The 19798-nt window shown below is 70.1% G+C and carries 17 protein-coding genes; 10 read left to right on the top strand and 7 right to left on the bottom strand.

Annotated elements, in window-relative coordinates; translation table 11 throughout:
- Window positions 1–19 precede the first annotated feature (19 nt).
- Entirely contained in the window at window positions 20–1726 is a 1707-nt protein-coding gene (locus OG538_RS13890) for a glycerol-3-phosphate dehydrogenase/oxidase (protein WP_406093512.1), read from the bottom strand.
- A gap of 248 nt (window positions 1727–1974) precedes the next feature.
- Here OG538_RS13890 and OG538_RS13895 point away from each other — a divergent pair, with 248 nt between their 5' ends.
- The 3 genes from OG538_RS13895 to OG538_RS13905 all read left to right on the top strand — a co-directional run bounded on the left by OG538_RS13895 (window position 1975) and on the right by OG538_RS13905 (window position 5541).
- On the top strand, window positions 1975–3237 hold the full coding sequence (locus OG538_RS13895) for a nucleotide sugar dehydrogenase (RefSeq protein WP_406093514.1): 1263 nt from the start codon (window positions 1975–1977) through the stop codon (window positions 3235–3237).
- A gap of 106 nt (window positions 3238–3343) precedes the next feature.
- Window positions 3344–3943, top strand: a complete 600-nt coding sequence (locus OG538_RS13900; protein WP_406093516.1) for a hypothetical protein — start codon at window positions 3344–3346, stop codon at window positions 3941–3943.
- Window positions 3944–4083: 140 nt separating this feature from the next.
- Window positions 4084–5541 (top strand): NF041680 family putative transposase, encoded by a 1458-nt coding sequence (locus OG538_RS13905; RefSeq protein WP_406093517.1) that lies wholly within the window; start codon window positions 4084–4086, stop codon window positions 5539–5541.
- Between the two features lie 267 nt (window positions 5542–5808).
- On the opposite strand, the gene OG538_RS13910 is transcribed toward OG538_RS13905, so the two are convergent.
- The 4 genes from OG538_RS13910 to OG538_RS13925 all read right to left on the bottom strand — a co-directional run bounded on the left by OG538_RS13910 (window position 5809) and on the right by OG538_RS13925 (window position 10439).
- Entirely contained in the window at window positions 5809–6933 is a 1125-nt protein-coding gene (locus OG538_RS13910; RefSeq protein ID WP_093707048.1) for a GuaB3 family IMP dehydrogenase-related protein, read from the bottom strand.
- A 263-nt stretch (window positions 6934–7196) separates the two neighbouring features.
- The gene (gene guaB / locus OG538_RS13915; protein ID WP_406093519.1) at window positions 7197–8699 is read right to left on the bottom strand and encodes an IMP dehydrogenase; all 1503 of its coding nucleotides are present in this window, start codon (window positions 8697–8699) and stop codon (window positions 7197–7199) included.
- A 172-nt stretch (window positions 8700–8871) separates the two neighbouring features.
- Window positions 8872–9447 carry a sigma-70 family RNA polymerase sigma factor gene (locus OG538_RS13920; RefSeq protein WP_399307701.1) on the bottom strand — a complete coding sequence of 192 codons (576 nt, stop codon included), beginning with the start codon at window positions 9445–9447 and terminating at the stop codon, window positions 8872–8874.
- Between the two features lie 380 nt (window positions 9448–9827).
- Window positions 9828–10439: a response regulator transcription factor gene (locus OG538_RS13925; protein WP_003948568.1), complete on the bottom strand. Its 612-nt coding sequence runs from the start codon at window positions 10437–10439 to the stop codon at window positions 9828–9830.
- A gap of 411 nt (window positions 10440–10850) precedes the next feature.
- Between OG538_RS13925 and OG538_RS13930 the strand changes: the two genes are divergently transcribed.
- Window positions 10851–11177, top strand: coding sequence for a WhiB family transcriptional regulator (locus OG538_RS13930; RefSeq protein WP_018550557.1), 327 nt, complete (start codon window positions 10851–10853; stop codon window positions 11175–11177).
- A 72-nt stretch (window positions 11178–11249) separates the two neighbouring features.
- On the opposite strand, the gene OG538_RS13935 is transcribed toward OG538_RS13930, so the two are convergent.
- Window positions 11250–12140: a LysR family transcriptional regulator gene (locus OG538_RS13935; protein WP_406093521.1), complete on the bottom strand. Its 891-nt coding sequence runs from the start codon at window positions 12138–12140 to the stop codon at window positions 11250–11252.
- Window positions 12141–12233: 93 nt separating this feature from the next.
- On the opposite strand from OG538_RS13935, the gene OG538_RS13940 reads away from it, so the two are divergent.
- Both OG538_RS13940 and OG538_RS13945 read left to right on the top strand, forming a co-directional pair.
- A complete protein-coding gene (locus tag OG538_RS13940; RefSeq protein WP_406100124.1) occupies window positions 12234–12899 on the top strand; it encodes an MOSC domain-containing protein in 666 nt (221 codons plus the stop codon).
- Window positions 12900–12956: 57 nt separating this feature from the next.
- Window positions 12957–13730 (top strand): SDR family NAD(P)-dependent oxidoreductase, encoded by a 774-nt coding sequence (locus OG538_RS13945; RefSeq protein WP_406093523.1) that lies wholly within the window; start codon window positions 12957–12959, stop codon window positions 13728–13730.
- A gap of 8 nt (window positions 13731–13738) precedes the next feature.
- Here the strand turns inward: OG538_RS13945 and OG538_RS13950 are convergent, their stop codons facing one another.
- The gene (locus tag OG538_RS13950; protein ID WP_406093525.1) at window positions 13739–15268 is read right to left on the bottom strand and encodes a right-handed parallel beta-helix repeat-containing protein; all 1530 of its coding nucleotides are present in this window, start codon (window positions 15266–15268) and stop codon (window positions 13739–13741) included.
- A 213-nt stretch (window positions 15269–15481) separates the two neighbouring features.
- On the opposite strand from OG538_RS13950, the gene OG538_RS13955 reads away from it, so the two are divergent.
- From OG538_RS13955 to OG538_RS13970, 4 genes are all read left to right on the top strand, one after another.
- Window positions 15482–16567, top strand: a complete 1086-nt coding sequence (locus OG538_RS13955) for a substrate-binding domain-containing protein (RefSeq protein ID WP_406093527.1) — start codon at window positions 15482–15484, stop codon at window positions 16565–16567.
- Between the two features lie 145 nt (window positions 16568–16712).
- Window positions 16713–18041, top strand: a complete 1329-nt coding sequence (locus tag OG538_RS13960) for an ABC transporter substrate-binding protein (protein ID WP_406093529.1) — start codon at window positions 16713–16715, stop codon at window positions 18039–18041.
- A complete protein-coding gene (locus tag OG538_RS13965; protein WP_406093531.1) occupies window positions 18041–18934 on the top strand; it encodes a carbohydrate ABC transporter permease in 894 nt (297 codons plus the stop codon). Before OG538_RS13960 ends, OG538_RS13965 begins: the two co-directional genes overlap by 1 nt.
- Window positions 18931–19785 carry a carbohydrate ABC transporter permease gene (locus OG538_RS13970; RefSeq protein WP_406093533.1) on the top strand — a complete coding sequence of 285 codons (855 nt, stop codon included), beginning with the start codon at window positions 18931–18933 and terminating at the stop codon, window positions 19783–19785. The genes OG538_RS13965 and OG538_RS13970 overlap by 4 nt, the downstream gene beginning before the upstream one ends.
- The last annotated feature ends 13 nt before the right edge of the window (window positions 19786–19798 follow it).

Below are 19798 nucleotides of genomic sequence, written 5' to 3' on the forward strand. Positions count from 1 at the left end.
GGGCCAGGACCGGCAGCCCTCAGATCGGCACGATGTCCGGCGCTCCCAGCCGCGCCGCGTCCGCCGTCAGGTCGTCGGGCTGGCGCTGCGACTCCCGCTCCGCCTCCACCCGCTTCTCGTAGTGCGCGACCTCGCGCTCGATCCGTCCCTCGTCCCAGCCGAGCACCTTCGCCATCAGCTCCGCGCACAGCCGTGCGGAGCGGGTGCCCCGGTCGAAGGTCTCGATGGAGATCCGGGTGCGCCGGGTCAGTACGTCGTCGAGGTGGCGCGCCCCCTCGTGCGAGGCCGCGTACACGATCTCGGCCTTCAGGTAGTCGTCCGCGGACGGCAGCGGTTCGCCCATCGCCGGATCGGCGACGATCAGCTCCAGGATCTCCTCGGTCATCGAGCCGTAACGGTTCAGCAGATGCTCCACCCGGGCGACATGGAGGCCGGTCCGGGCGGCGATCCTGGCCCGGGCGTTCCACAGGGCGCGGTAGCCCTCGGCACCCAGCAGCGGGATGTCCTCCGTGACGCACTCCGCGACCCGCTGGTCGAGGCCGTGCACCGCCTCGTCGACGGCGTCCTTGGCCATCACCCGGTACGTCGTGTACTTCCCGCCCGCGACGACGACGAGGCCCGGCAGCGGATGTGCCACCGTGTGCTCGCGCGACAGCTTGCTGGTCGCATCCGACTCGCCGGCCAGCAGCGGGCGCAGCCCGGCGTAGACGCCCTGGACGTCATCCCTGGTCAGTGGGGTGGCCAGGACCGAGTTGACGTGTTCGAGCAGATAGTCGATGTCCGCGCTGGACGCCGCCGGGTGCGCCTTGTCCAGGTCCCAGTCGGTGTCCGTCGTCCCGACGATCCAGTGCCGCCCCCACGGGATCACGAAGAGTACGGACTTCTCGGTGCGCAGGATCAGGCCCGTGGAGGAGTGGATGCGGTCCTTCGGGACGACCAGATGGATGCCCTTGGACGCGCGCACGTGGAACTGCCCGCGCTCGCCGATCAGCGCCTGGGTGTCATCCGTCCAGACGCCGGTGGCGTTGACCACCTGTTTGGCCCTGACCTCGTACACACCACCCGCCTCGACGTCCTCCACCCGGGCGCCGACGACGCGCTCGCCCTCCCGGAGAAATCCGATCACCCGGGCCTGGTTCGCCACCTGCGCGCCGTACCCCGCGGCGGTACGCACCAGCGTCGCCACGTAGCGGGCGTCGTCCATCTGGGCGTCGTAGTACTGGAGGGCCCCCACCAGGGCGTCCCGCTTCAGTGCCGGTGCGACCCGCAGGGCCTGGCGGCGCGAGAGGTGACGGTGCACGGGCAGTCCGCGGCCGTGTCCGGACGACACGGACATCGCGTCGTACAGCGCGACGCCCGAGCCGGCGTACAGCCGCTCCCAGCCCTTGTGCTGCAACGGGTAGAGGAAGGGCACCGGCTTCACCAGATGCGGAGCGAGGCGCTCCAGAAGCAGCCCGCGCTCCTTCAGTGCCTCGCGGACGAGCGCGAAGTCGAGCATCTCCAGATAGCGCAGCCCGCCGTGGACCAGCTTGCTCGACCTGCTCGACGTGCCCGACGCCCAGTCGCGCGCCTCGACCAGCCCGGTCGAGAGCCCTCTCGTCACCGCGTCCAGCGCCGTCCCGGCGCCGACCACGCCCGCCCCCACGACCAGCACGTCCAGTTCGCGCTCGGCCATCGCGGCGAGCGCCTCGGCGCGCTCCGCGGGTCCCAGTGTCGCTGTCCTCACCGCTGCCTCCCGGTAGATCGGGGTGGTCCGGCACGGGGATGCGGTCCGACCGCGCGGTCGGGCGCCCGTGCCCACCTCTCGATTCTGTCCGCGCTCCGCGACTTCAGCCACCGCCTGTGGACAACACCCCGACGACGGGGACCGCGTAATGCGACATATAGGTCATATTTACGCCTAGTCTGACATTGCGCTGTCCCCAGCAGTTGCGCTTTCACTCCTCATGGTCTTAGGGAAGGACGGCCACCCACGTGCCTGCAGACCTCGCCGTCATCGGACTCGGTCACCTCGGCCTGCCCCTCGCCCAAGCCGCCGTCGCCGCCGGTATCCAGACCATCGGCTACGACACCGACCCCCGGGCCTTCGCGGAGCTCTCCGCCGGCCGCACCCCCGTCGAGGGATCGCTCACCGCGTCCGACATCCGCCGGATGCTGGCCGGCGGATTCCGCCCCACCACCAACCAGGCCGAGCTGGGCCGGGTCCGTACCGCCGTGATCTGCGCGCCCACCCCCCTCGGCCCCGACCGCACCCTCGACCTCACCGGCGTGGGCGACGCGGCCCGCGCCCTGGCGGCCCGGCTGCGCCCCCACACCACGGTGCTCCTGGAATCGGCCGTGCCCCCCGGAACCACGGAGAACTTCCTGCTCCCCCTCCTCGAAGAGGGCTCCGGCCTGCGCGGTGGACGCGACTTCCACCTGGCGCACTCCCCCACCCGGCTCGACCCCGGCAACCGCGCCCACGTCTACGCCAACACCCCCAAGGTCATCGGCGGCCTCACCCCCGCCTGCACCGAATCGGCCGCCGCCTTCTACGGCAGGCTCACCGACAAGGTCGTCCGCGCCCGCGGCCCCCGCGAGGCCGAGATGACGAAGGTCCTGGAGACCAACTTCCGACACGTCAACATCGCGCTCGTCAACGAGATGGCCGTGCTCTGCCACGACCTCGGCGTCGACCTGTGGGACGTCATCCGGTGCGCCGAGACCAAGCCCTTCGGCTTCCAGCCCTTCCGCCCCGGCCCCGGCGTCGGCGGCCACGGCGCCCCGGTCGACCCGGGCTACCTCCCGTACAACAGCCGCACCCCCGGACACCCGCTGCGGATGGTCTCGCTCGCCCAGGAGATCAACGACCGCATGCCGCAGTACGTGATCCAGCGCTGCGCCACCCTCCTCAACGAACACGGGAAATCCGTCCGGGGCGCCCGGATCCTCCTCCTCGGCGTCACCTACAAGCCCGACCTCGCCGACCAGGAGGCCTCCCCCGCCCGCGAGATCGCCACCCGGCTGATGGACATGGGGGCGCAGATCGGCTACCACGATCCGCACGTCCTGGACTGGCGGGTACGTGAACTCCCGGTCCCCCGTGCCGATTCGCTGTACGAGGCCGCCTCCAGCGCCGATCTGACGGTGCTGCTCCAGCACCACCGCACCTACGACCTCCAGGGCCTCGCGGTGAAGGCTCAGCTCCTCCTGGACACCCGTGGCGCGACCCCGGCGGGGGCCGCGCACCGGCTCTGATCGCAGTTCCCCCAAGGATTCCGGTGGGTCGATGTCGGAACCGACTGCTAGCCTGCGGCGTCACTCATCGCACACTCGTGCGCCACAGTCCCAGGGGGAACCCACCATGAGCACGCCCGTACCACCGCCGAACCAGCCGTACGACGCCCAGCCGCAGCAGGGCAACCCGTACGCCGCCCAGCCCGGCCAGCCCCAGCCCGGCCAGCCGCAGCCCGGCGCCCCCACCGGCAACCCGTTCGCGGGCCAGCAGCCCGTCGGCGCCCCGTTCGGCGGCGGTGCACCGTTCGCTCCGGTGGCACCGGCACGCAGCAACGTGGGCCTCGGCATCCTCGTGGCGCTCGTGGCAGCCCTCGTCGCGGCCGGCATCTACGGTGCGATCATCGGCGCCACGAAGCACGAGATCGGCTACGCGGCCGTGGGCGTCGGCGCCATCGTCGGCTTCGCCGCCGGCAAGCTCGGCGGCCGCAACCCCGCCCTGCCGGTCATCAGCGGTGTCTTCGCGCTGCTCGGCGTGTACCTCGGCCAGCTGCTCGGCGAAGCGATCATCATCAGCAAGCAGCTGCCGCTCTCGGTGACGGAGATCTTCTTCGACCACTTCAGCGACCTGAACACGGTGTGGAAGGAAGACTCCGACTTCATCAGCGTCCTCTTCTTCCTCGTCGCCGCCGCGGTGGCGTTCTCCACGACCAAGAAGACGTCCGACTAGCTTGATCTTTAACCTCGGGGCCCGAACGAGTCCTCGTACTTGATCACTCGGACTGGTAACTGCGGTACATGCGGGCGGCCTTCGGCTGAGCATGTGATCCGACCAAGGAACACACAACGCTCAGCACGAAGGCCGTGGGGATGAGTCTGTCGCATCACGTCGTCCGACAGGATCCGATTGCGGGACTGTCACGCTTCCGGGGTGAGTTCTACTCCTGTCTGACCAGGCGTGCGGATGGACTGTTCGAACTCGTGGACGCGGTGTTGTGCGCGGACGGGCCGGTCCGTTCCCTGGTGGAACTGTCATTGGTCGGCGAACACCGGCGGGGACACGGCGGGCTCTACGACGCCCTGGCCGCAGGCCGGGTCGATGTCACCCGGCTGCGACGGGCCCTCGCCACGATGCCGCTGCCGCGCGCGTCGGACGGCCGCCTCGTCCTTGCCGCCGACCTCACCTGCTGGCTGCGGCCCAGCGCCCACACCTCACCGCAGCGAATCCTGTGCCATACCTACGGCCGGGGCAAGGACCAGCACATCCCAGTTCCCGGCTGGCCGTACTCGGTGATCTGCGCGCTTGAGACGGGCCGCAGTTCCTGGACCGCACCACTGGACGCACTACGTCTGGCACCGGGCGACGACGCTGCCACCGTCACCGCCAGGCAGATGCGCGAGCTCATCGAACGGCTCATCACAGCCGGGCAGTGGAAAGACGGCGACCCGGAGATCCTGATCGTGGTGGACGCCGGATACGACGTGCCACGTCTGGCCTTCCTGCTGAAGGACCTGCCGGTGCAGGTGCTGGGCCGGATGCGCTCGGACCGCGTACTTCGACGCGCGGTACCACCCCGTGAGCCCCGTCTCCGAGGGCGGCCGCCCCGTCACGGCGGCGAGTTCGTGTTCGGTGACCCGGCCACCTGGGGCGCCCCCGACGCGCAGACGGTGACTGCGACACGCCTTTACGGCACTGCCGTCGCACGGGCCTGGGACCGGCTCCACCCGAGACTGACCCACCGCTCGGCCTGGACCGCCGAGCTGGGTGCCCTGCCGGTCATCGAGGGCACCGTGATCCGGCTGCGGGTCGAGCACCTGCCCAGCGGCGCGACACCGAAGCCGGTCTGGCTGTGGTGGTCAGGCACCGACGCCACAACGGCCGACGTCGACCTGCTCTGGCAGGCATTCCTGCGACGCTTCGACATCGAACACACCTTCCGGCTCTTCAAACAGACCCTGGGCTGGACCTGCCCGAAGATCCGCAGCCCCGAAGCCGCCGATCGCTGGACCTGGCTGATCGTCGCCGCGTTCACTCAGCTCCGGCTCGCACGCCCACTGGCGGCAGACCTCCGACGGCCGTGGGAGAAGCCGGCCCCGCCCGACAGACTCACCCCCGCCCGAGTCCGCCGCGACTTTCGGCACCTCCGCACGAAGGCCGCCTGCCCAGCCGGAGCACCGAAAACCGCCCGGCCCGGTCCAGGACGCCCACCCGGCCGCAAGAACGACCAGCCCACTGCCCGCTATGACGTGCACACAGTCGGCAAACCAGGTTCCGCCAAGCGACGAACGAAAAAGTCAACGACTCCACGTCCACGCCGCACAGGTTAAAGATCAAGCTAGGGCCTGTTTCGAAAGTAGCGCCGTCCGCCCGGAGGGCGGGGCTCGGCGGCGTCCGGTGCGTGCGATCGCAAGGCGGAGGGTCGCCCCGCTACTGGGTGTGTCGGGGTGATCCCGACAACGCGGCGAGCGTGCGTGCCAGACGCCGCCGACCAGGCGGGACTTTCGAAACACGCCCTGGTCGCGGACCGCAGCAGGACGCACGGGAGGGCCCGGACCGCGATCGCGGTCCGGGCCCTCCCGTCATACTCCGTGCAGTCAGCGGCGGTGCTGCGAGTCCGCCACCGTCACCTCGACGCGCTGGAACTCCTTGAGGTCGCTGTACCCCGTCGTCGCCATCGCCCGGCGCAGGGCGCCGAAGATGTTCATCGAGCCGTCGGGGGTGTGCGAAGGACCGGTGAGGACCTCCTCCGTCGTCCCGACCGAGCCGAGGTCGACCAGCTTGCCGCGCGGCACGTCCTCGTGGACGGCCTCCATGCCCCAGTGGCGGCCGCGGCCCGGCGCGTCCGTCGCGCGGGCGAGCGGGGAGCCCATCATCACGGCGTCGGCGCCGCAGGCGATGGCCTTCGGCAGGTCGCCGGACCAGCCGACGCCGCCGTCGGCGATCACGTGCACGTACCGGCCGCCGGACTCGTCCATGTAGTCACGGCGGGCACCGGCCACATCTGCGACCGCGGTGGCCATCGGGACCTGGATGCCGAAGACGTTGCGCGTGGTGTGCGCGGCGCCGCCGCCGAAACCGACCAGGACACCGGCCGCACCCGTACGCATCAGGTGCAGGGCCGCGGTGTACGTGGCGCAGCCGCCGACGATGACCGGGACGTCCAGCTCGTAGATGAACTGCTTCAGGTTGAGCGGCTCGGCCGCACCCGAGACGTGCTCGGCGGAGACCGTCGTACCGCGGATGACGAAGATGTCCACACCCGCGTCGACGACGGCCTTGGAGAACTGGGCGGTGCGCTGCGGGGAGAGGGCGGCGGCGGTGACGACACCGGCGTCGCGCACCTCCTTGATGCGCTGCCCGATCAGCTCCTCCTGGATGGGGGCGGAGTAGATCTCCTGGAGCCGGCGGGTCGCGGACTCGACGGGCATCTCGGCGATCTCGTCGAGGAGCGGCTGCGGGTCGGCGTGCCGGGTCCACAGGCCTTCCAGGTTGAGCACGCCGAGGCCGCCCAGCTCACCGATGCGGATGGCGTGCTGCGGGGAGACGACGGAGTCCATGGGAGCGGCCAGGAACGGCAGCTCGAAGCGGTAGGCATCGATCTGCCAGGCGATCGAGACCTCCTTCGGGTCACGGGTCCGGCGGCTCGGGACGACGGCGATGTCGTCGAATGCGTATGCCCGGCGGCCGCGCTTGCCGCGCCCGATCTCGATCTCAGTCACGATGGTGTGGCCTTTCCCTCTACGTCTGCGCTGTCCAGTATCCCCGACACGTGCGGGCCCGGCCGTCACATGGGGGGTGGGTGAAGGAGCGGGGCTGGGTGCGTGCAGCCGAAAGGCGGAGGATTGAGGCGACGCGGAGCGTTGTTGATTGACGACAACGCCGCGGATGCGCGTGCCCGGCCCCGCGACGCCGCCCCCCGTGCGACGGCCGGGCCGGGGGCGGTCCCGGGAACTCCGGACCGCCCCTCACCTGCGCTGTTGCGTTACTTCCTGCTGTAGTTCGGTGCTTCGACCGTCATCTGGATGTCGTGCGGGTGGCTCTCCTTGAGACCCGCCGAGGTGATCCGCACGAAGCGGCCCTTGCTCTCCATCTCGTCGACGGACGCCGCGCCCACGTACCCCATCGTCTGGCGGAGGCCGCCGACGAGCTGGTGCAGCACGTTGGCCAGCGGGCCGCGGTAGGGCACCTGGCCCTCGATGCCCTCGGGGACGAGCTTGTCGTCGGAGGACACCTCGGCCTGGAAGTAGCGGTCCTTCGAGTACGAGCGGCCCTGTCCACGGGACTGCATGGCGCCCAGCGAACCCATGCCGCGGTACGACTTGAACTGCTTGCCGTTGATGAAGAGGAGCTCGCCCGGCGACTCCTCGCAACCCGCGAGGAGGGAGCCCAGCATCACGCTGTCGGCACCGGCGGCGAGCGCCTTGCCGATGTCGCCGGAGTACTGGAGGCCGCCGTCACCGATGACCGGGACGCCCGCCGCACGGGCGGCCAGCGCGGCCTCGTAGATCGCGGTGACCTGCGGGACGCCGATGCCGGCGACCACTCGGGTCGTACAGATCGAACCGGGTCCGACGCCCACCTTCACGCCGTCCACGCCGGCGTCGATCAGGGCCTGGGCACCGTCGCGGGTCGCGACGTTGCCGCCGATGACGTCCACGTTCACGGCCGACTTGATCTTCGCCATCCAGTTGAGGGCGTTGCTGTTGTGGCCGTGCGAGGTGTCGACGATCAGGAAGTCCACCCCGGCACCGGCCAGTGCCTGGGCGCGGTCCAGCGCCTCCGGGCTGGCGCCGACGGCCGCGCCGACGAGGAGACGGCCCTCGGCGTCCTTGGCCGCGCCCGGGTACTGCTCGGCCTTCTTGAAGTCCTTGACCGTGATGAGGCCCTTGAGGATGCCCGCCTCGTCGACCAGCGGAAGCTTCTCGATCTTGTGGCGGCGCAGCAGCTCCATGGCGTCCACGCCGGAGATGCCGACCCGGCCGGTGACCAGGGGCATCGGCGTCATGACCTCGCGCACCTGGCGCGTGCGGTCCGACTCGAAGGCCATGTCGCGGTTGGTGACGATGCCGAGCAGCTTGCCCGCCGGGTCGGTGACCGGGACGCCGCTGATGCGGAACTTGGCGCAGAGCGCGTCGGCATCGCCGAGCGTCGCATCCGGACCGACGGTGATCGGGTCGGTCACCATGCCGGACTCGGACCGCTTCACCAGGTCGACCTGGTTGACCTGGTCCTCGACCGAGAGGTTGCGGTGCAGTACGCCGACGCCGCCCTGACGGGCCATGGCGATGGCCATCCGGGCCTCGGTCACCTTGTCCATCGCGGCGGAGAGCAGCGGGATGTTCACGCGTACGTTCCGAGAGATGAGCGTCGAGGTGTCGACCGCGTTGGGCAGCACCTCAGATGCGCCCGGCAGCAGCAGCACGTCGTCGTATGTCAGCCCGAGCGTCGCGAACTTCTCGGGCACTCCGTCGACGTTTGCAGTCATGACACCTTCCCCAAATGGCCTTGATCGGTGCGGATGTCCATGCTAACGGCCTCCGGGGGTGTCTCATTCCACGGTCAAGATCACCGAGAGGTTCTGTAGCTTCCTACGGGGCCCGCAGGCCCCGTCCCCCTGCGCCGCCCGCCGTTCCGCCAGGATGCGCGGCGGGCCGGGCTCACTGCCCCGCGAGGGCCCGCAGCCGGCTGAGCGCACGGTGCTGGGCGACCCGGACGGCACCCGGCGACATGCCGAGCATCTGCCCGGTCTCCTCGGCGGTGAGGCCGACGGCGACCCGCAGGACCAGCAGCTCGCGCTGGTTCTCCGGAAGGTTGGCGAGGAGCTTCTTGGCCCAGGCGGCGTCACTGCTCAGCAGCGCCCGCTCCTCGGGCCCGAGCGAGTCGTCGGGCCGCTCCGGCATCTCGTCGGAGGGCACCGCGGTCGATCCCGGGTGCCGCATCGCGGCTCGCTGGAGGTCGGCCACCTTGTGGCCGGCGATGGCGAAGACGAAGGCTTCGAAGGGTCTGCCGGTGTCCTTGTACCGCGGCAGGGCCATCAGGACCGCGACACAGACCTCCTGCGCCAGGTCCTCCACGAAGTGACGGGCATCACCGGGCAGCCGGTTCAGCCGGGACCTGCAGTAGCGCAGCGCGAGGGGGTGGACGTGGGCCAGCAGATCATGGGTGGCCTGCGCGTCGCCCTCCACGGCACGATGCACCAGGGCACCGATCACCGTCGTTCCGTCCTCGCGCATCGGACCATGGTGCCCCGGCGCCGCGTCATCCGCGGCACCGCGTCCGTAGTTGTGCACTGAAGCGTTATGAGCGGGTGCGCCGGAAGTCATGTCCTGCGCCCTCCCCTTCCGCTCGACCGAATCGTTCCCGAGGAACTCCACGTCTCAAGGATGCGTCATCGGCCGGGAAGCGTCACATGCCGCCGGGGCGGCGGGCTTCACGGGCGGTTCACCAGCGGGTCGCGTCCGCGGACACGACCCGGCCCGGCACCCCTCGCGCGGGTCGCCCCGTCCGCCCGGGAGCGGATGGACGGGGGATGAAACGGCGGGCGGTCACGGCCCGCCCCCGGAGACTGTCGGGTGACCGCGTCCGCTCTCGGATCCGTGGTCACCCGGCGGCCTCAGCGGACCAGGCCCCAACGGAAGCCGAGCGCCACCGCGTGCGCACGGTCCGAGGCGCCGAGCTTCTTGAACAGACGCCTGGCGTGGGTCTTCACCGTGTCCTCGGACAGGAACAGCTCCCGGCCGATCTCCGCGTTGGAGCGGCCGTGGCTCATCCCCTCGAGCACCTGGATCTCACGTGCCGTGAGCGTGGGCGCCGCACCCATCTCGGCCGACCGCAGCCGGCGCGGGGCGAGCCGCCACGTCGGATCGGCCAGGGCCTGGGTGACGGTCGCCCGGAGCTCCGCCCGGGAGGCGTCCTTGTGCAGATACCCACGGGCCCCTGCGGCGACCGCGAGCGCGACCCCGTCCAGGTCCTCGGCGACGGTCAGCATGATGATCCGCGCCCCGGGGTCGGCGGAGAGCAGCCGACGGACGGTCTCCACACCCCCCAGACCGGGCATGCGTACGTCCATGAGAATCAGATCCGAACGGTCGGCACCCCAGCGGCGGAGGACTTCCTCCCCGTTGGCGGCCGTCGTCACACGCTCGACGCCGGGCACGGTCGCGACCGCGCGGCGGAGCGCTTCTCGGGCAAGCGGGGAATCGTCGCAGACGAGAACGGATGTCATGACCGCCCTCCGCAGCTGATGCGCGTCACCTTGTGCCTCCAGGCTGTAACAAGTCGTCACCTGTGCGGTTGACGCTCTCGGACACCTGCCCGATCGCTTTCTCTGCCAACCGCCTCCGCACTCTCAACGATGGTCACTCGAAAGAGTTACGGGTCGGACGACCGAGTTCGGCACTCTACGTGAGGGGTCGAGCACGGAGGAGAGCGCCACGGGATCGTCCAGCCGTCAACCGAACTTTTCCGCGAACTTATGCACCATTTAGCCGGTTTTCTTCCCTTTTGCTGGTGTCTGTGGCTAGATTCGCAATCAGTCATATTTACATCTACTAACACCGTAGATGTACGGTCATGGGCACGGTACGACGGACGACCACGACGTTTCCGACTCAGCATGGTTTCGAGGGGACAAGCAATGGCAGATTTCTCCCGCCTTCCCGGACCCAACGCCGATCTGTGGGACTGGCAGCTGCTGGCGGCCTGCCGAGGGGTCGACAGCTCACTGTTCTTCCATCCCGAGGGGGAGCGCGGAGCCGCCAGGAGCGCCCGCGAAACCTCCGCGAAAGAGGTCTGCATGCGATGCCCGGTGCGCGCCGAGTGCGCAGCCCACGCGCTGGCGGTGCGCGAGCCCTACGGGGTGTGGGGAGGACTGACCGAGGACGAGCGCGAGGAGCTCATGGGCCGGGCCCGCAACCGGCTGATCAGCGCGGCGGCTCCGTCCTCCCCGCCCGGGCACGGCTGACCCGCCGCGCACCCTCACAAGAGAAACGTTTCTCCATTCGCGGCCGAGGCCCGCGGGCCCGCGCCGGACCGCTCAGCGGGCCGCCGCCAGCGACAGCTGGTCCAGGGTGGCCGCCACCGCCGGGACCTGCGCCAGGTCGGGCAGGGTCAGCGCGACGATCTCGCGCTCGATGGCCGGCTCCACCGTGACGGCCCTGGCCCCCCTGGGGCGTACCGACTCGATCGCCAGCGCAGGCAGGACGGCCACCCCGAGACCCGCGCCCACCAGACCGATCACCGCCGGGTAGTCGTCGGTGGCGAAGTCGATCCGCGGGGTGAACCCGGACGCCTCGCAGACCTCCACCAGCTGCCGGCGGCAGCGCGGGCACCCTGCGATCCACGACTCCCCGGCGAGTTCACCGATGCCCACCTCGTCCCGGCCCGCGAGCCCGTGGCCCTCGGGAACGAGACCGATCAGCCGGTCGGTGAGCAGCGGCCGCACCACCAGGTCGTCCCACTCGGCGCCCGGCGTGCCGTACCGGAAGGCCAGCGCGATGTCGCAGTCGCCGTCGCGCAGCATCTCCACCGAGCGCGGCGGCTCGGCCTCGACCAGGGAGACCCGGGTGCCGGGGTGGGCGGCGCGCAGCGCCGCGAGGGCGCCCGGGACCAGGGTGGAACTGCCGCTGGGGAAGGAGACCAGCCGGACCCGGCCGGCCCGCAGCCCGGCGATCGCGGCGACCTCCTCCTCCGCGGCAGTGAGCCCGGCGAGGATGCCCGAGGCGTGGCGAACGAGCGCCTCGCCTGCCTGGGTCAGCCGCATCTCGCGTCCGGTGCGGATGAGCAGCGTGGTGCCCGCCGAGGACTCCAGGGCCTTCATCTGCTGGCTCACGGCGGGCTGGGTACATCCCAGCTCACGGGCGGCGGCGGAGAAGGAGCCGGTACCGGCCACGGCGCGCAGGACTCGGAGATGACGGGCTTCGATCACTCTTCGAATATAAGGGATTCTTGGGTCGCCTGCGAATAATCGTCATGCCACTTTGGGCCGGGGCCGAGTCGCTAGCGTTCGGGCATGACTGCGATGACTGTGCTGACCGTGAACGCGGGGCGTCCCACTGCGGCCTCCCACACCAACGCCCCGGGCGGAATGACCGGAATCGACAAGCACCCCGTGGAGGGCCCCATACGGGTCTGCGACCCCGGTCCCGAGGGTGAGGGCGGCAGCGGTCTGGCCGGGGACGCGGTCTGCGACCTGCGCCACCACGGCGGCTCCCACCAGGCCGTGTACGCCTTCGCCCGCGAGGAGCTCGACGCGTGGGAGCGGGAGCTGGGACGTCCGCTCGCCAATGGCGCGTTCGGGGAGAACCTGACGACGAGCGGGGTGACGGTCAGCGGGGCGCTGATCGGCGAGCGGTGGCGGATCGGGGGCGAACTGCTCCTGGAGGTCACGTCCGGCCGGATCCCGTGCCGTACGTTCGCGGGCCACCTCGGCGAGGCGGGCTGGATCAGGCGGTTCACGCAGGCGGCAGCCCCCGGGGCGTACCTCCGGGTGATCACGCCGGGCAGCATCCGGGCGGGCGACCCGGTCGAGATCGTGCACCGGCCGGAGCACGAGGTGACGGTGGAACTGCAGTTCCGGGCCGTGACGACCCAGCGCGAACTGCTGCCCCTGCTGCTCGCGGCCGGTGACGCGCTGCATCCCGAGGCGTCACGGAGGGCGCGCGCGGCCGTGGCTCCTCAGGGGTGAGCGGGCAGCGGTGGGCGGGTCGTCCGGGGGCGCACGCAGGGCACTAACGTGCCGCGTATGACGACTGCACTGATTACGGGCGCGACGGCGGGCATCGGGGCTGCCTTCGCGCGGCGGCTGGCGGCCGAGGGGCACAACCTCGTGCTGGTGGCCCGCGACACCGACCGGCTGCGGGAACAGGCCACCGAACTGCACGACCGGCACGGCATCGAGGCCGAGGTGCTGACCGCGGACCTGTCCCGGGACGAGGGGATCGCCGCGGTCGAGGGGCGGCTGGCCGACCGCAGGCAGTCGGTCGACCTGCTGGTCAACAACGCGGGATTCGGCAACAAGGGCCACTTCCTCGACGTCCCGATGAGCGACGAACTGGCGATGCTGAAGGTGCACTGCGAGGCGGTCCTGCGGCTGACCTCGGCGGCGGCGGCCGGCATGAAGGAACGGGGCAGGGGCGGCATCGTGAACGTGGCTTCCGTGGCCGCGTTCGTGCCGCGCGGTACGTACGGGGCGTCCAAGGCGTGGGTCGTGCAGTTCACCCAGGGGGCGGCGAAGGACCTGGCAGGTTCGGGGGTGCGGATGATGGCGCTCTGCCCCGGCTTCGTGCGCACGGAGTTCCATCAGCGCGCCGGGATGGGCACCGGGAACATCCCGGGCTGGATGTGGCTGGACGCGGACAAGCTGGTGGCGACGGCACTGACCGACCTGGCGCGCGGCAAGTCGGTCTCGGTGCCGGATCCGCGGTACAAGGCCCTGATGGGGCTGGTGAAGGTGACGCCGCGCGGCCTGCTCGGAGGGGTGACCTCCAAGACAGGCCGCAAGTACGGACCGCAGTGAGCGGTGGGTTACCGCACCCCGCGGCCCGCGTAGGCGCCGATGTTGGGGGCGCCGGGCTTCAGCCGGTTGCCGAAGTAGTCCTTGCCGCCGTTGGCCTCGATGACGGCTCCGGCGGCGAGGGCGGGCGAGCCGGCGCCGAGCCGGAAGTCGTCGCGGAGCAGCGGATCGGCCGTGACGCCTCCGGGGTCCGGTCGCGTCATCTCGATGCCGTAGAAGGCGTTGTGGTCGAAGGAGAGCCCGGGGGTGGGGTTCTTGAAGAGGTAGCCGCCCGTGCCCTCACTGACGAAGACGTTGTTGCGGATGGACAGTTCGTGCTGGGTCGTGGCGGGGCTTGCGGCATCGTCCTGGACGAGGAAGCCGGGGATCTGCTCCGTGTTGTGGAAGGTGTTGTTGTAGATCTCCGTACCGAGGATCGGGCCCCAGCAGTTCTGGACGAGGCGGGCGCCGTCGTTGCCGCTGACGTTGTACCGGGCGACCGTGCCGATGGTCTTCGCGCCGCTGTACGGGCAGATCAGCAGGAAGCCGCCCTTGTTGTCGTGGCTGTGGTTGTACTGGAAGACGGTGTTCCGCGAGGCGCCGTCGGCGTCGAAGGACATGCCGTCGTGGGTGTTGCCGCCGCCCGAGACCTCGTTGTACTCGACGGTCGTGTCGTCGGTGTTGAAGGTCCAGATGCCCGCGTTGGCGGAGGGCGAGCGGAGCTGGAAGCCGTCGACCCGGTTGTGGTCGACGCGGGCGCCGCTCGTCGTGTCGAGTTTCATGCCGTCACCGGCGAGGGACTTCAGGGTGTTGTGATGGATGCGGACGCCGGTGCTGGGGGTCCACTCTCCCGGGTAGACGTTCGGGTCCTGCTGCTGTCCGACCAGATCGCGCCTGGAGAAGGTCGACTTGAAGTAGATGCCCTCGCGGTCGACGTCCTCGATGCGGTTGTGACCGATGTCCAGTCCGTCGTACCAGCTGGCCTTCGCCGTGCCCTGGACCGCGATGTGGATGGCGCTGGAGCCCGTCACGGTCTTGTGGTCGCCCCCGCGCACATCGTGGATGTAGAGGCCGCTGATGTCGAAGCCCCGGGCGACGCCGTAGTCGGTGAGGCGCAGGCGGACGCCGTTGCGCTCGCTGCCCGGGTTGTCGGCGTTGGTGATCTCCAGGTCCCTGAGGTGCACGTACTGCGTGTTGGAGAGCAGGACCGTGTCGTGTGCGCCCGCGCCGTCGAGACGGGCCCGGTCCGGGCCGGTGCCGTAGTCGGCGATCGTGAACGGTGCACGGTCCGAGCCGGTGCCCGTGGGGGCGAGGGTGCCGGAGCAGGTGACGCCGCGCTTGAAGAGCAGCCGGTCGCCGGGCCCGTAGGTGTGCGCATTGGCTTCGGTGAGCGTGGTCCAGGGATGCCGACCGCTGCCGGTGGCCCCCTGCGGGTCGGCGCCGCAGTCGACGTGGAAGGTCCGGCCGGCGGGGGCCGCCTGCGCGGAGTCCGGGCCTGCGAGGGTCAGACCGGCCGGGGCGATCAGGGCCGCGAGCGCCACGGCGGTGAGGCGATGTCTCACAATTCCTCCGTACGAACAGTCAGGGTCGGGAAGGGCCGGGAACGGCCGGATCGGCATCGCCGGGAATCCTGGACTCGGAATGATCGAACGTCAATGGATCGCGTTTGAATGATCGAAATTCCCATCGTTCGATCACGTTGGTTTAGGGTCGGACCTCGGCTCCGGCGCCGGCCGGCCAGGAGCCGGGTCACACACTGCGAGGGGACTGCCGCCGTGCGCGAAAGTGCAGCTGAACGTCATGACCGCCTGCTCGGGCTGGTACGCGACCGGGGCTCGGCCCGGGTGTCGGACCTGGCCTCGCAGCTGGGGGTCTCGCCCGTCACGGTGCGCCGGGACGTCGAGGACCTGGCCGGCCGCGGCCTGCTCGACCGGGTCCACGGTTCGGTGTCCTGGCCCCAGGACAGCGCCCCCGCCGCAAGCTCCGCCGGCCCTGGGCACGGCCTGGTCCTCGGCATGCTCGCACCCTCCGCGACCTACTACTTCGCCGAGGTCATCAGGGGCGCCCACGAGGCAGCGGCCCGGGCGGGCGCCCGGCTGATCCTGCGGATCTCCGACTACCGGCCGCAGGAGGACCACGCCCGCACCGAGGGGCTGCTGTCCGCGGGCGCCGAGGGGCTGCTGGTCGCCCCCGGCTGGCAGCATCCGGGCGACCCGTCGGAGTTCGGCGACTGGATCAGCTCACTGCCCGTACCGACCGTCCTGCTGGAACGCAGGCCCACCGCCGGGTCGCCCCTGGACGGCTTGGACCGCGTCTGCTCGGACCATGCGCACGGGGTGCTGCTGGCCGTGCGCCACCTGGTGGCCCTCGGGCACGGCGCGCCCCTGCTGATGGCCCGCGCGGACTCCCCGACCGCCCTGGCGGTGCGATCCGGATATGCGGAGGCGCTGACCGTCCTCGGGCTGCGCGCACCGCAGGAGGTGATCGACTCCGTGCCTGCCGAACTGGCGCCGGAGGCCTTCGAGAAGGCCGTGCAGGTGCTGCGCGAGGCGGTCGGCTCGGGGGTGGCGACCGCGGCGCTGATCCACAACGACGTGGACGCGATCCAGGTGGTGCAGCGTCTCGCGGAGCTGGGCGTGCGGGTGCCGGAGGACCTCGCACTCATCGCGTACGACGACGAGGTGGCGGCGCTCGCGGACACCCCGCTCACCGCCGTGGCCCCGCCCAAGCGCGAGGTGGGCCGCCATGCGACCGAGCTGCTGGTGGAGCGGCTGGGCCAGGGCTCCGACGCCCCCCGGCGGCATCTGACGCTGCTCCCGCAACTGCGGGTCAGGGACTCCTGCGGGGCGCCTCTCCCGTAGGCGTTCCGCCGACTCCGACTCGGCTTGCACACGAAGCTCTTCTGATCTTTTTTCGATCAATCGATCTTTCGCTCTTGACTTCGGTCACGGCTGGTCCAAGGATCACGGCCAACGCCCATGTCGCCGCCTGTTCAGGAGCCTCGCTGTGAGCCGCAGTTCGAGCAGAACGTCCCTCGCCGTAGTCGGCGCCGCCACCGCCCTCGCCGTTCTCACGGCCTGTGGCGGCAGCGGTGACGACTCGTCCACCGCCGGAAGCGACGGCAAGCCCGTCAGCATCACCTTCTGGGGCTGGGCCAAGGGTTCCAAGGAGGTCGTTGACGCGTTCAACGCCTCTCACACGAACATCAAGGTGGTGTACGAGGAGATCCCGTCCGGCAACGCGGGCGGCTACGCCAAGATCTCCAACGCGGTGAAGGCGGGCAACGCCCCCGACCTCGTCTCCATCGAGTACCCGCAGCTCCCGGAGTACGTCAGCCAGGGCGCACTCCAGGACATCGGCCCGTACTTCACCGAGGACATCAGGAAGAAGCTGCTGCCCCAGGCGGTGGAGCTGACCACGCTCGGTGGCAAGAACTGGGCCGTGCCCTTCGACGCCTCACCGCAGTCCTTCTTCTACCGCAAGGACCTCTTCGCGAAGTACCACGTGGAGGTCCCCCAGACCTGGGACGACTTCCGCAAGGCCGCGGAGAAGGTCAAGAGGGCCGACAAGAAGGCCCGGATCGGTACGTTCTTCCCGGACGACCCGACCACGTTCCAGGCGATGGCCTGGCAGGCCGGCGCCCAGTGGTACAAGCCCGAGGACGACACCTGGAAGGTGAACACCACGGACGCGGCCACCGACAAGGTCGCCGACTACTGGCAGGGTCTGCTCGACGACGACCTGATCCGTGCCAACGCCTCGTTCAGCCCCGAGTGGACCAACTCCCTCAAGAACGGCGGCACCGTGGGCTACCTCGGCGCGGCCTGGGGCGCGGGGGTCCTCAAGGGCACCCTGCCCGAGCAGAGCGGCAAGTGGGCCGTCGCCCCGATGCCCAGCTGGGACGGCAAGCCTGCCAGCGGCATGCTCGGCGGCTCCACCTTCGCGGTGACGAAGACCAGCAGGAAGGCGAAGGCGGCTGTCGAGTTCGCCACCTGGATGTCGACCACCGAGGAAGGCATCAAGGCCCGCATCGAGTCCGGCACGTCGAGTGCCTTCCCGGCCGCGGCATCGCTGCGGCCGGTGGCGAAGAAGGCGTTCGACGCGGACTTCTACGGCGGTCAGGACATCTACCAGGTGTTCGAGGACGCCGCGACGTCCATCGGCCCGAACTGGAGCTGGGGCCCCACGACCGGCACCACGAACACCACGATGAAGGACCAGTTCGGCAAGGTCGCGAGCGGTGGTACCACCGTCAAGGACGCGGTGGAGGCCGGGCGCGACGCCACGGTCGCCGAGCTGAAGAAGCGCGGGCTGAAGGTCGAGGACGCAGGCTGATGAAGCGCGCCCGGACCACCAGAGCCGCCGCCATCCTGCTGGGGCCCTTCTTCGTACTGTTCACGCTGGCCATGGTGCTGCCGATCGGCTACGCGGTCTGGCTCAGCCTGTTCACCGAGAAGCAGTCCGGCCTGGGCTTCGGCGGCACCGAGTCCGTGTTCAGCGGGCTCGACAACTACACGGCGGCCCTGGGTGACCGGGCGTTCCGCGAGGGCTTCGGCGTACTCCTCGGATACTGCCTCTTCTACATCCCGCTGCTCCTCGTCGGAGCCCTCGCCCTCGCGCTGCTGCTGGACTCGACGCTGGCCCGTGCCCGCCGGTTCTTCCAGCTCGCGCTGTTCCTGCCGCACGCCGTTCCCGGCATCATCGCCGCGCTGATCTGGGTGTACCTCTACACACCGCAGCTCAGCCCGGTGGTCAGCGCCATGGAGTCCGGCGGCATCGGCTTCGACTTCTTCTCCCCCGACGGAGCCCTGCCCTCGGTCGTCAACATCGCGCTGTGGGAGTGGCTCGGCTACAACATGGTGATCTTCTATGCCGCGTTGCAGGCCATCGACCGCTCCGTACTCGAAGCGGCCACCGTCGACGGGGCCGGCGCCTGGCGGATCGCCATCGGCATCAAGATCCCGCTGATCCGGGCCTCCGTCGTGATGGTCGCGCTGTTCACCGTCATCGGCTCGCTCCAGTTGTTCACCGAGCCCCTGATCCTCAACAAGGGGACCGGCTCCGCCGTCACCTCCACCTGGACTCCGAACATGTACGCGTACACCGCGGCCTTCGAGCGCAACGACTACGGGCTCGCCGCCGCCGCCTCCCTCCTGCTGGCGCTCACGGCCGCGCTGCTGTCCTTCGTCGTCACCCGCTTCACCGGCCGGAAGGGCAAGAAAGCATGAGTTCCCCCGCCTCCCACGGCCGCTGGATGTCGAAGACCGCGGTCAACGGCTTCCTGCTGCTCGCCGTCGTCTACATGCTCTTTCCGCTCGTCTGGCTGGTCACCGCCGCCACGAAGGACACCGGCGGCCTGCTCGCGGGCAACGCGTTCTCCTTCGACGGCTTCAACCTCGGCGAGAACCTCTCGAACCTGGCGGACTACGGCGACGGGATCTACTTCCGCTGGTACCTCAACAGCCTCGGCTACGCGGGCGGCGGGGCGCTCGTGTGCTCGCTGATCTGCGTCGCCGCCGGGTACGCCTTCGACAAGTACGCGTTCCGGGGCAAGGACCAGCTGTTCGGCCTGGTGCTGATGGGCGTGCTCGTCCCCACGACGGCGCTCGCCCTGCCGATGTATCTGCTGGCGTCCGAGGTCGGCCTGGTCAACACGTACTGGTCGGTGCTGATCCCGGTGCTGGTCAATCCGTTCGGCGTGTACCTCGCCCGGGTGTTCAGCTCGGGCTACATACCGAACGAGGCGCTGGAGGCCGCCCGGATCGACGGGGCGGGCGAGCTGCGGGTCTTCTGGTCCGTCGGTCTGCCCATGGTCATGCCGGGGTTCGTGACGGTCTTCCTCTTCCAGTTCACCGCGATCTGGAACAACTTCTTCCTCCCCCTCGTGATGCTCTCGGACCGCAAGCTCTTCCCCTTGAGCCTCGGTCTGTACTCGTGGAACACCAACACCCACGGCGAGCCGAGCTTCTACCCGCTCGTCGTCACCGGCTCCCTTCTGGCCGTCATCCCGCTGATCGTCGCCTTCGTCTCCCTGCAGCGGCACTGGAAGGCGGGACTGACCGCCGGAAGCGTCAAGTGACCGTCCACGCGCG

Origin of the sequence: Streptomyces sp. NBC_01013 (assembly GCF_045162765.1) — a bacterium.
GTDB lineage: Bacteria > Actinomycetota > Actinomycetes > Streptomycetales > Streptomycetaceae > Streptomyces.